Genomic DNA, 12,631 nt, shown 5'->3' with positions numbered 1-12,631 from the left:
GTTTCAAACGATTAAACGTTCATTTAGAAATGCTATGCATATTTTCACTTTTCTTTAAAATCTAATTTCTTTAAAAATTAGCCGGCTCAAATTTGAGTTGGCAATATTAACCATCTCAATTCTGGGGGCGTGATTTTTAAATAGAGCTATCTTTAAACATTATAGCTTTTGACTCAAAATTGAGTAAAATCCTATATTTTGAGATTATAACGGTTTTGAATTTTTCTTGCTTATCTTAAAGAGCTGCCCCCAATTTTGAGGTGAGTGCTTTTAAAACATTGGTTGCCCTCTTGCTTGCATACGTCATAAAAAGGCTTTCAAATTCATATGACATAACGTTTTGAATTTCATACCTGCTATTCGTACCTCGGTAAAAAAATACCGTGGTTATAAAAACGATATTGTCTTTAAATCTTTTTATGCAATCTTATAAATAAAAACCTATAAGCGTATAAAAGTTTCAAACGATTACTTTATTAAGGTTACTATAACATCTTTAGATTTTGCGCTCGTCAATTTTGGCGAACTTTAATTTATCTCTTTTATACGATTAACAATCCAATCTTTAAAACAAGCTGTGATCTTTAAACGTATGTTATTAAAAATTTCAAACGACTAAATTTTAAACAATGCGATTTGTGAGTATAAAAACGTATCATAAAATTTATGAACTGTTATGAATGATAGCTACTTTTCATTTCATTTGAATATACACATGCGTTATAATATTCGTATCATGATTTGCTTTTTATGGTCTATTCATACATGGCAATTGTTTATAAAAAATGATCAAATGAATCACGTATAAAAGGATGGATTCATATAAAATAATTCCACTCAACATATTGACTTTATTGTATTTTTTGTATAATACGTTATACATTTGAAACAGTATTAAGCAGTGACCAACCCGGATTTATAAGCTGCATTATTAATCGTGATATTCTCTCTGATAATGGCCGCGTCGTCCTCATTGATAAAGGAACACAAGTGGTTGGCGAATATCGCGGAGGGCTCAAAAAAGGTCAATCTCGCCTCTTTGTCCTCTGAACCAGAGCAAAAACACCAAATGGTATCATCATTCCTCTTGCCTCACCCGCAACCGATAACTTAGGAAGAGCCGGTTTTGATGGCAATGTTAATACACATTGGTGGGAACACTTTAGCTCTGCATTGTTGCTTACCGTTATTGATAGCGCAACAGCCACCCTAACAAATAATATGAAAGATAATCCCAATGCAGGAGGTTCCAGTGGCTCTGGAGCAAACAGCCTTGGAAAAGATGCCGCAAGTATTGCCCTTGAAAATCAAATCAACATCCCCCTACCTTAGAAAAATACCAAAGGGAACTCGTCAATATTTTTGTTGCAAGAGATCTCGATTTTTCATCCGTTTACAAATTAGCCATAACAAGAAAACATTATAATACTTTTGCACCTTCTCCCTTTGGCTACTCCTATCATTCTCAAATTCAGTAAAGAGGAATCATGCAAACAACAAAAAGTTTAGAACGCGCCTCTATCGTTTTAACCAAATTAAAAATATTAGATGACTATCTCAATAACGAGAATTTATTTGAAATTGTCATCAATCGTCCTGGTGAAATTATCGTTGAAGGACCCAATGGTTGGCAAACCCATACCATTAAAGAATTAACCTATAGCGAACTCGAAGGAATCGCAAAAGTTGTTGCTGCCTATACCACACAAAAGATCAGCGTAGAAAATCCCGTTCTTTCCGCAACACTACCCAATAATGAACGTATACAAATTGTTATGCCCCCCGCCGTTGCTCAAAACACTATCAGCATGACAATTCGTAAACCTGCATCACGCACTTTTTCGCTCGAAACTTTACACGAAAACAAATTGTTCTCTGTCACGCAAAATGTTAGTTTTACACCCCTTGAACAAATACCAAAACGATCAGATGAACTCTCTGATACAGAAAAAGAATTAACCAATCTCTTTATAGCCAAAGACTTTTGTAAATTTTTAGAAAAAGCCGTTGTTACCCAACAAAATATCTTAATATCCGGAAAAACCGGTTCTGGTAAAACAACACTCTCTAAAGCTTTAATTGCAAAAATTCCTGACTATGAACGCATCCTCACTATCGAAGATATCCCTGAACTTGTTGTCCCCCATTCCAACAAAGTACAACTTTTTTATTCAAAAGATAACCAAGGATTAGCAAAAGCCGGAGCAAAAGAACTCCTTGAATCTGGCTTGCGCATGCGCCCCGATAGAATCCTTCTACAAGAATTGCGTGATGGAACAGCTTTCTACTACATCCGTAATGTTAATTCCGGTCACCTCGGTTCAATCACAACAGTTCACGCTTCAACAGCACTTGCCGCCTTTGAACAAATGACACTTCTCGTAAAGGAAAGTGAGGGGGGCGGTAATCTCGCACGAGAAGATATCCGCAGCTTATTAATTTCTATGATAGATATCATCATCCAATGCAAGCGCCTTGAAGGAAAATTTCGTGTCACAGAAATTTACTATGATCCATTCAAACGCCGTGATGCTTTTTAATACCCTCCCCTTATGCCAATAAAGCTTTTTTTGAGAGAATTTATCTTGATTTTGAAGCTAAATATACAGAATTTGATGGTGAAGGCGATCCTATTCATCTTTTTGGTAAATTATCCACCAAAAGGAACCATCTCTACGCTTGTGAATAAATAAAAGAACATTCCTCATAAAATGTTAAGGAAAAAAACTCTCATCACGCAAAAAAATATGGAAAAATAGACTGTAGTCATCTTCTTCTTTTTCTAGCAACGGTGAGGAAATACATTAGTCTTCTTCAATACATCAAACAACAGAAAACTCCGAATAATAAATATTAGAACCTATCGTGAAAACATTGATTATTCTAACCTCTTTCAAACTATTGAAAATAGCATAAGATCATAGTTAAGAAAATGCTAAACGCAATAGGAGCACATCATATCCCAAAGCCTTTAACGTTAAACGCACTTTATATTATATTTTTCTTTGAATAACTACTATCACGGACAGCATCAAAACTTTTTAAATAAATAACCGCTTCTTATGAAAAAATGGGGCCTCAATTTTTAATGATGCACACGCGCATGTAAATCTATCCCATATGTTCGTATGAATTTTGACACAATGATTGAAGCTCGTTAATAGTAAAAATTGTAAAAAGAACATTCATTGAAAATATTACAGAAGAAATGCGCTCTAATAAAAGTTTAAGCAGCTTTTATAAAATCTTTCGATGTTCTCTTCTTTTGTCTCTAAAAAAAATCTGACCACTTAATTGATGTGTTTCAAAGACCTTCATTCTAAATCAGATCAAAGATTTTAATAACCATATGTTAAGAATCTCTTATACCTTGCTGTAAAAGAGATCACAGATATAATTTATGCATTAAATCTTCATTGTATAGATATTTTTTTGCATTTATACACATCATAAAATAAATTTTAAAGTAGCCATTAAAATAAAACTTATATATCATGAAATGGTCAAGAGCATACACATATTTTTGAGACACTCATTATCTTTATAAGAATAGTTATCAATATTTTTTATTTAAAACTATCAATATATATGTAATTTATAAAAAGAATTACTATTAAATTTGTTAAAATATATTAAAATTTAACATTAAAAAATAAAAATATTCTATATTAGAATCATTTTATATATAAATTAGGTTATTTATTAATGATTTTTACTTTAAAGTTTTTATAGACATTTTATAACAATATTCCATTAAACCTCTTCGTGAATTTATTTTTTGAACTAATTGAGGCAATTAGAGAGCAAAATAATGGATATTTAAATTAACTATAGATTTCTTTACCCAGGTATGTATAATGCGATATGTATTTTAAATATTGATTCTAAATAACTTAATGAATATAAAATGTTTAACCTTTATATCTTTTTTTGCTTTAATAACAATTTTTATGTTTCAGGTATTCATTGTTGTAATTCTTCAAGAATTAATTCCTGTTATTTTATCAAAGATTGTAATCTCTACTTTTCCTTATAAAAATTTTATCTTGATAAAAAATATGTTTTGTAAGTGATACTGAGACTTCTAATGCAAGAAATGGATATAAATCAATGAAGAGGATAATGAAAATACAATGATTGATTATACCCTTGATATTGATATGAACTTTTCTATAGTCCGCAATTTTTCCATGCATGCTGAATATTGTTATTCAGATTTTTCTTAAACATAGTGCACGAAAGGAAAATCCGAACTTAGCTAAAGATTTAATATGTTTTGTCATAGTATATTTTTGAATTCTTATTAAACAGATAAAATTATATCAATTGGTTTTGAGGGCAATGAGAAGTAAATTTAATTTTATTGGGCTGTTTTTATTGTTCAATATGTTTCTATAAGAGCGATTTATTATAAAATTTGTCCGTAAGGTTTATGATAAAGTATTCCACACATTACTCAGAAGTAAAAATCTAGAAAAGCATGCTGCTATTTTAGATTATTGTTATTTTTAATAAAAAGGAGGCAATTGCTACAGAACGGGTGATATTTAATATCATCTTTTGTTCCAGTAACAAAGCGATACAGATCTGTCCTCTATCGCGGAGTTTTTTAAATTTATAAAACTATTTTTCTGCTCCATTTTTGAGAATGGAGAACGTGTAAGTTTTAAATTTTCAATTCATATCCTACTTTGCGTAGGTTTTTTATGGGATCAAAAATAATGCGAAAAATATCACAGGAAGGACTTGCATTGATTAAACAATGGGAGGGTTTGCGTCTAAGTGCCTATGAGGATTCTATTGGCGTATGGACAATTGGTTACGGACATACAAGTGCTGCTGGTGCTCCATGTGTTTATCAAGGCATGCAAATTACAGAAGAAGAAGCAGAAAAAATTCTTTGTAAAGACTTAAAACAATTTGAATCTTTTGTCGCACAAACTGTTAATGTTCCTTTAAGTGATGAGCAATTCGCTGCGCTTGTATCATTTTGCTATAATATTGGAACAGAAGCTTTTCATCGTTCTACACTTTTAAAAAAGCTTAATAAAGGCAATTATGAAGCTGTTCCCATTGAGTTACAGAAATGGACAAGAGCAGGTGGAAAACAAATTCAAGGACTTGTTAATCGTCGAGTTGCCGAAGCAGGATTATGGGCTCGAGGTGCTTATGTGTCTCCAAATTATCACAAAGTAGAAAAAGAAGGTGTAACAGGTATTTATAAAGCAGAAGCCCTTGCACCAATTGTAGGTTCTCTTTCAGGGCTGGGAGGACTTTTTGCAGGAAATGGTCCTGTTCAATGGGCTTTAGCAGGCATTATGGTTTTGGCAGCCTGTACTGCCATTGTCTTTCTCGCTAAACGCTTTCAGGAGCACCGTTTATGATTTTATGGATAAAAAAATACTTAACTTTAATAACAACGGTTTTCGTGACTTTTTTCATGGCTTTAGCAAAAGCCTTTTTTCTTGGAAAAAAAAGTGAGCAACAAAAGCAAATGAAGAAAAATTTAGAGACAGCAAAAACACGGCTTGAGGTAGAAAATGAAATTAATAAAAAAAGTGATGCTGGTGTGCGTACTGAGCTCTCTAACTGGCTGCGCGACGAGTGAAAAAAAATCTTGCCTTGGATGGATGCCAATTTATTTGAATAAGCAAGATCTTAATGTCATTAGCCCCAATTTAGCAAGAGATATCCTAAAGCATAATAAGCAAGGTGAGCGTCTATGTGGATGGGGATATAGAGAGAAAATAAAATAATAAAAATACAAAATTTATAGAATCAAAGCAAAATTTTTCCATAAGGTAATTAATATTTATCAAAATTGAAAATATTGTTTTTCTCTAGAAAATAAAGTCTATACATCGTAATTTATATTAATATCGATTTTAAATATCAATATTAATGATAAGGATATTCTTGTATGTTTAGAACGCTAACTTTTAAAAAATAGTATTTTTTTATAGATTTAGCGCGATTTTTTTCTAATCATCCGTAAGGTGAATGTGCTCATTGAGCCTAGAGAATTCTTGTAAAATTTCTAAAAATTTTAAAAATCTATAATTTTAGAGCTTTTTAAAATTGTAGAACTTATAAGCGATACTAAAATTTTATGATAATTGAAAATACACTTTCAAGTTAAAAAACAGAGATTTTTATTCTTTCCATAATTTCAGACAAAATATCACGCTTTTTATCTAGCATATTTATAAAAACGCTATCTACAAGTCATACAAAAGGTGATTAGCTAACTTCATTGAACACTTCCGTAGATTTTTTCTCAAACTACCAATCTTTTAACCATAATTTATATCGAAATAAAAAACTTATATGCACTATCAAATTGTGAAGAACAATAAATTCATACAAGCTTTCTTTGCTCGTAAACATAAATCAATACTATAGCAATACATTTAATTATTATTTCGTAATTAATCTTTTTTCTTCTTTTCAAAACTGTACTCCTTTATAAGGAGAAGATAGCTATGTTTATAGAAGTTAAGAATTGCGCTCCTTTTCCGATATTTAAGATTTTTCAATCTTAAATTGTAAAAATATCATTATAAACGGTATAGCTTTCAATAAAAGACAATATTATTTAATAATAACGAATATAATGCTATAATATGTTTTTATCCTACCAATTGAATATAGAAAATATAGATTTATATAGATAACCCCCAAGATTGAGATATACAATTTTTGCTTTCTGAAATAGGGATATTATATTTTTCCAAAATATATTATGGTCACCTGGATGAGCAGGAACGATAACTTTATTAAGTAAAAAATGAGTCTGTTCATTACAAACTGAATCTGTCACAAAAATCGTAGAATCCACAGTAATAGATGTTTTTTCTTGAAAATCTGTCACTTCAGATGCGTTTGTAACAAATGAAAATAATCAAATAATAACGCATATAGCAAAGTAATATCTTATATTCATATCTTTTTGTATATTTACCTCCTATTAAAATACGGATTGTATATATAATGTTTATGTCTATAGTATAAATTACCATATAAATATTTTTTACTTTTGCTTAGCTATTTAATCATCAATTATAAAGCATTTCTTTTTTAGGATCATCATTAAATAATATAAAATAAGATTTTATTATATTGTGTCTTCGATCGTATAAAATTATAAGCAAAGATGAGTGATTGTATATATTACTACTTTCTGCATTCTTATCTATAACATCTATAATATAAAATTTTCAATCAAAGCAAAAAACTACTTTTTCTTTGGATGAATAAGAGGAATAGATTTTTTAATTACAAGTGCAACAAAAGATGCAATCAATACTTTTATGCCATCACCTATCAAAAAGCCTGATGAAGCTATTAAAGCTTTTAGTACAGAAACTCTTGTCATATATGCCATCCATGGCACACCGAAAGCATAGACAACTCCTATACCGCCCACAATATTTATTATACATAATGTTATAAAATTTAATCGTTGCCAGAATAATTCAGCCATTAAGCCAATAAAAAATGCAGCAAATGGAAAACCTATGAGATAACCACTAGCAACTCCCGAAAAAACGCTGATTCCACCACGACCACCAGGCAATAGAGGCAATCCAATCGCAACAAGGACAAGAAAAAGAAGTGATGCTAAAGCCCCTCTTTTTGCCCCAATTATAGCCCCTGCTAACATTGGTCCCATTGACTGAGCTGTAATAGGAACCCCAAGAAAAAAAGGAATATAAATGGGAGGAAAAAGACCCAAAACAGCATAAATAGCGGCAAATAAAGCAATATAAACTAAATCTTTTGTATTCATTTATTCTTCTTTCATTACGCAATAGACTTTATTATTAGATATTTTATCAACATTATCGGTATCATAAGAGCGCGCTTCCAATGCTTCAGCTACTTCTGAAGCCATTTTTATAGTTCGTATAATTAAAGGTATTGCAAGAGCGATAATATTCGTATTAAGTCCACGCGCTTGCTGTGCTTCGTGTACTTCATTAAATTTTTCACTCAAAAGAGGAATGAAGCGGATAGCCATAGAGATAACCATGCTTATTTTTGATGGATTTATACCAAAGCATCGAAAAGGCTGAAGCCCTACTTCTATAGAAGCCACCATATCTGAAACTTTTGTAGTAAATGAAATAAGTGATGATAAAGAAAAAAGAATAATAAGACGTAATATGACCTCGACACCTGTAAGCCAACTGCTAAAAACAGTCTGAAATAAAAACAAAAGAATGAAAAATAATCCCACCGCTTTAAACTGCTTTATCACAGTACTAAAAGGAACTTTAGCTATTCTATAGAATAAAATAACAAATAATAAAAGTAGCCCAAGAAGAGGTATGGATGAAACCATTATTATAACAGTTCCACACCCCATAAGAGATAATAATTTAAACCCTGGTCTAAGCCTGTGAATAAAGGTATCCCTTGGAATATATAAACCGATCATGACATTCTCCTTATATATTCCTTGATAGCAACAACAGGGATATCATCAATTGCTATCTCACCCTTATCAAAAACTAATACTCTATCAAACTTTTTGAGAAACTTCAAATCATGCGATACAACGATCGCTGTTTGTGATAATTCTTCTATTACCTGTGTAACACGGCGTTTATTTCGCAAATCAAGCAATGTCGTTGGCTCATCAAACACTATATAGTCTGGTTTCATTGCTACTACACTGGAAATGGCAACGAGTTGTTTTTGTCCACCGCTTAATAAATGAACTGCATGATTTCTAAAAGCTTGAAGATCATAACGCTGTAAAATTTCATCTATACGCTTCTTAATTTCATCTTTACTAAGTTTTAGATTTTTGAGGCCAAAAGAGAGGTCTTCTTCTACTAATGGTAAAACAATTTGATTATCAGGATTTTGAAAAACAAATCCTACTTTACGCTTTACCGCCTTTGCATCACGCTTGGTATCAAGCCCATCAACGCTTACAGAACCATAAGACGGTAATTGTAAGCCATTAATAAGACGAACAAATGTACTTTTTCCAGAACCATTCGCACCAATAATAGCAATGCGCCTTTCAGTAAGCTGTACAGTAATATTCTTCAACACACACAAATCATCAAAGATTTGTGTCACCTTATCAAACTTTATAATCCCCAAGACTTATTCCAACCAATTCCTTTCATTCCCATACTTATCGTACGCGCTTGAGTTTATAAGCGAAAAGTAAAAACAAGCACCACAGGGGAATAATAATAACTGCCAAACTCATATCAGGCATCTGTGCAGGAATATAAGTTTCAAGAGAAGGCACTCTTATTCCTATCATATTAAAAAGTTGGGACATTAATCCATTCTGACCAAAACCGCTTATAAACATAATACAAAATAATAAAGCAAGAAAAAAAAGGCAAAGATAATTAGCATAAGGATACAAATTGAAAGCATAAATAAATGATCCTTTTCTTTCCTTATGTGCTCTTCTAAATTTCAAATGTACAATAATAATAATAGCCCAAGTAATAAGTGCTGCCGCTGTTGCAAGAGCCATGATCCGCATAAAACTATTATTAGGTACAAGAACATTCACCACAACAATTATCGCAGTACAAATTGATGAAAAAAGAATAGCCATATACGGCACACGAGAAGCATTCAATTTACTAAAAATATGCGGCGCATTTTTTTGTATAGCTAAATTATAAAGCATCCGTCCATTGGAATAAATAGCACTATTGTAAACCGAAATAGCTGCCATAATAACAACAAAATTTAAAATATGACCTGCTGCGGGAATTCCTATAGTTTCAAAAATTGTAACAAAAGGGCTACCGTTTTTTCCAATTATATTCCATGGGCTGATTATCATAATAACACTGATAGAACCAATGTAAAAAACTATAATTCTCCACATAACTTGACGAATAGCTGCTGGAATTGTTCTTTGTGGATTAGATGTTTCTCCAGCAGCAATGCCAATAAGTTCGGTCCCACCAAAAGAAAACATTACTACAGAAGTAGCCAAAATAACTCCTTTTGCTCCATAAGGAAAAAAACCACCATGTTCCCAAAGATTATAAATGCCCGCTTGATTTTCACCTATTCCCGTAAAAATAAGAAAAATACCAAAAATAATCATACCAATAACAGCAGCAACTTTAATTAAAGCACAACTAAATTCAAATTCTCCATAAAAACGCACATTAAACAAATTAATGAATGTAACAAACAAAAGCACAATAAAAGATGATTTCCAATGATCAACCAAAACCCAGTGATCAAGGTAAAATCCAATCACTGTAAGTTCGGTCATACTCACAAGAATATAAAGAAACCAATAATTCCAACCTGTTATGAAACCGGCTACACTTCCCCAATATTTATAAGCAAAAAAACTAAAAGCACCTGAAGAAGGTTCTTCTACGGACATTTCACCAAGCATTCGCATAATGAAATATATAATAAGTCCTCCTAAAAAATAAGCGAAAATAGCAGCAGGACCAGCTAATTGTATAGTTTCTGTTGACCCATAAAAAAGCCCTGTTCCAATAACGCCTCCCAAAGCAATCATTTGAACGTGGCGATTTTGAAGACCGCGCTTCAATTCATTGTATTTTTCCTCAATCATCCCTCTCATTTCCTTATAAAATTCAATATAAACCTTCACCAAGAAAAAACATATTTTTATGGATTCCTCTTCGAAAAAACACTAAAACGAATGTAAACTTTTCTTCTTATTATAATGCAACTCCTTGTTCTTTAAAACGTTAAATGAATATTCCGTTAAACTGATAAGAAGAAATATGCTCCGCTTTTTACTTAAATTAATAGCTTTTATTTTTACTACATTGGCTATTATAATATCAGTCATTGATAGTACGCGTTCTATTTCCGCAGCACATTGGACAACAACACCTCTCAAGACAATTTTAGTAAATCTTCTAAAAACAGATATTTATAACCTTGACCAAGCTCTATATAATGCCCTTCCAGCTTTTCTGTCCTCAATTTGTATTATTCTCATTTCTTTACCTGCTTGGTTTATATTTGCTGCTTTAGCAATAATATTTTGTATTTTAAATTATGAAAAACAAAAGCCTTTCTATAAAACTTCGTATACAAAAAGACAATATATTTAATATTGAAATATATCCTTTTAAAATCTTCTGTACATAATAAAACACCCTCTAGAAAAGCTTCCTCTCCCGAGAACGCTTGAAAACCCATTTAGACGTGCTTTCATTATGAGTATGTCAACTAACACACAAAATTACTGTAGGAATCATAAATAATGATATATTTTTAACCATAAAAATAAGTTCTTAAAATTCAATTTTTTCTTCTATCTATAAAGAAAAATCTGTACGAATAAAATTGAAATTAAATATTTTTTAATGGCTAAAACTGCTCATAAACTCTATTCTTCTTCAAACACTTTATTTATTTAGAACTGTGAATTATATACAAAAAATGTCAGCTATAATCTCAATACTTCTTAAGAAGACTAAAATTTTTAAAATTCCATAGAAAATAACGAAAGTTTGATAGAATATTCTCTGCCCCCTCTTTATCATATCTTGAAAAGATCAAGAGAGCATTATTCGAAATAACTTAAAAATGTTAACAAAATTATTAAATATCTCTCTTAGGTACGAGAATGTGCAACAATGTCCGCAGAAGAAACTTTGCGCTTATAAATCTGAAAATCACAGTGTTAAAATATTAAATTTTTGCTATATCGCATCCAAAATTTTCCATTAATCTGTTACTATACGAAACAATGTTACAATAAGCTTTTCTTGATAAGTTAACGTTATTTCTCGTTCTATCAGGCGCCTTTCATCCAACAAGAACCGTTAAATCTATTTAAAATATAAATGCATCTTAATGCTATTAAATTACTTCTCTTAATCTCTATTCCTATAGAAATGAAAAATAACTTTTCCAACATATTCTCTTCTTCCATAGAAGCCATAGATATTTCTATATAGATTGAGACATTATTTTCCTAAAAATGTAATTTTATACCACTTCTAAAGCTAAATGCGATCATAACTCATGAAAATATTCATCAGTATCTTATTATCTCAAGATATTCTCTTGATTTCTCATTCTCCATAGTTTCCCTTATCTCAATCGCTTGATACAGCTGATCGAGGCTGAACAAAATGTAATACTTGCTTTTGTCTATTCTTTTAGCTATTACCCTCACACTAACTATTTATTTCATTTATGGCAAAGCTTTTTGCCGCATTAGCTCAGTTGGTAGAGCACATCATTCGTAATGATGGGGTCGCTGGTTCGAATCCGGCATGCGGCACCACTTTTTGTGCTTAGTGCACTGAAATATATAGATTTTCTCTTTAATTCTTTGTTTTTAGACCACCTTTTAGTCCACCTATTGCAGTTTATACAATTTTGTCTAATTTGTTGTTATTTGCTCCGTATTTTTCTTTGGAGTGAAGGCTAGAATCTCTTTTTTTCTCCATCTCACTGCTCTCCCCAACTTGTATGGCTTTGGAAAGACACCTTGAAGAACCCAATTGCGAATCGTTGTCGTTGATACACTAAAAAGCTCTGCACATTCACGGGTTGTTACATATCTATCGCCATCATCAAATATCATTTCATTACCTTTCTATTTTTTATGTTATGTAAATGGGTGGGTGGGGAC

General features: G+C 31.5%; 8 protein-coding genes, 1 tRNA gene and 1 pseudogene. 5 read left to right on the top strand and 5 right to left on the bottom strand.

The annotated features are described in order from the left end of the window. Nucleotides 1–885 precede the first annotated feature (885 nt). The 4 genes and pseudogenes from K3248_RS08415 to K3248_RS08400 form a co-directional block, all read left to right on the top strand. Nucleotides 886–1,478 (top strand): annotated as a pseudogene (locus K3248_RS08415) (TrbI/VirB10 family protein); the annotation flags it as partial. 9 nt (nucleotides 1,479–1,487) lie between these two features. Next, entirely contained in the window at nucleotides 1,488–2,540 is a 1,053-nt protein-coding gene (virB11, locus tag K3248_RS08410) for a P-type DNA transfer ATPase VirB11 (protein WP_220717891.1), read from the top strand. Between the two features lie 2,181 nt (nucleotides 2,541–4,721). Next, nucleotides 4,722–5,384 (top strand): gene transfer agent endolysin BgtA, encoded by a 663-nt coding sequence (gene bgtA / locus K3248_RS08405; RefSeq protein ID WP_220717889.1) that lies wholly within the window; start codon nucleotides 4,722–4,724, stop codon nucleotides 5,382–5,384. After that, a complete protein-coding gene (locus K3248_RS08400; RefSeq protein ID WP_220717887.1) occupies nucleotides 5,381–5,608 on the top strand; it encodes a hypothetical protein in 228 nt (75 codons plus the stop codon). The genes bgtA and K3248_RS08400 overlap by 4 nt, the downstream gene beginning before the upstream one ends. A 1,626-nt stretch (nucleotides 5,609–7,234) precedes the next feature. Here K3248_RS08400 and K3248_RS08395 read toward each other — a convergent pair. From K3248_RS08395 to K3248_RS08380, 4 genes are read right to left on the bottom strand one after another with little or no spacing between them, the layout of a single operon-like run. After that, entirely contained in the window at nucleotides 7,235–7,789 is a 555-nt protein-coding gene (locus tag K3248_RS08395) for a biotin transporter BioY (RefSeq protein ID WP_220717886.1), read from the bottom strand. After that, complete coding sequence (locus K3248_RS08390; protein WP_220717884.1) at nucleotides 7,790–8,440, bottom strand: energy-coupling factor transporter transmembrane component T family protein; 651 nt, start codon at nucleotides 8,438–8,440, stop codon at nucleotides 7,790–7,792. Continuing rightward, nucleotides 8,437–9,117 carry an energy-coupling factor ABC transporter ATP-binding protein gene (locus K3248_RS08385; RefSeq protein ID WP_220717883.1) on the bottom strand — a complete coding sequence of 227 codons (681 nt, stop codon included), beginning with the start codon at nucleotides 9,115–9,117 and terminating at the stop codon, nucleotides 8,437–8,439. The genes K3248_RS08390 and K3248_RS08385 overlap by 4 nt, the downstream gene beginning before the upstream one ends. Nucleotides 9,118–9,151: 34 nt before the next feature. Next, complete coding sequence (locus K3248_RS08380) at nucleotides 9,152–10,585, bottom strand: amino acid permease (RefSeq protein ID WP_220717882.1); 1,434 nt, start codon at nucleotides 10,583–10,585, stop codon at nucleotides 9,152–9,154. 1,619 nt (nucleotides 10,586–12,204) lie between these two features. Here K3248_RS08380 and K3248_RS08375 point away from each other — a divergent pair. Next, nucleotides 12,205–12,280 (top strand) — tRNA-Thr (locus K3248_RS08375). A 99-nt stretch (nucleotides 12,281–12,379) separates the two neighbouring features. Here K3248_RS08375 and K3248_RS08370 read toward each other — a convergent pair. Further along, nucleotides 12,380–12,583, bottom strand: coding sequence for a helix-turn-helix transcriptional regulator (locus tag K3248_RS08370; RefSeq protein ID WP_220717881.1), 204 nt, complete (start codon nucleotides 12,581–12,583; stop codon nucleotides 12,380–12,382). Nucleotides 12,584–12,631: the final 48 nt, after the last annotated feature.

Origin of the sequence: Bartonella raoultii, from assembly GCF_019659805.1 — a bacterium.
Taxonomy (GTDB): domain Bacteria; phylum Pseudomonadota; class Alphaproteobacteria; order Rhizobiales; family Rhizobiaceae; genus Bartonella; species Bartonella raoultii.
Note: the sequence above shows the minus strand (reverse complement) of the source record. Positions and strands in the feature narration are given on the sequence as shown.

Excerpts from the sequence above, each read along its gene's own strand:
- virB11 (WP_220717891.1), top strand. The coding sequence starts at position 1,488 with ATGCAAACAACAAAAAGTTTAGAACGCGCCTCTATCGTTTTAACCAAA.
- bgtA (WP_220717889.1), top strand. The coding sequence starts at position 4,722 with ATGCGAAAAATATCACAGGAAGGACTTGCATTGATTAAACAATGGGAG.
- K3248_RS08400 (WP_220717887.1), top strand. The coding sequence starts at position 5,381 with ATGATTTTATGGATAAAAAAATACTTAACTTTAATAACAACGGTTTTC.
- K3248_RS08395 (WP_220717886.1), bottom strand. The coding sequence starts at position 7,789 with ATGAATACAAAAGATTTAGTTTATATTGCTTTATTTGCCGCTATTTAT.
- K3248_RS08390 (WP_220717884.1), bottom strand. The coding sequence starts at position 8,440 with ATGATCGGTTTATATATTCCAAGGGATACCTTTATTCACAGGCTTAGA.
- K3248_RS08380 (WP_220717882.1), bottom strand. The coding sequence starts at position 10,585 with ATGATTGAGGAAAAATACAATGAATTGAAGCGCGGTCTTCAAAATCGC.
- K3248_RS08370 (WP_220717881.1), bottom strand. The coding sequence starts at position 12,583 with ATGATATTTGATGATGGCGATAGATATGTAACAACCCGTGAATGTGCA.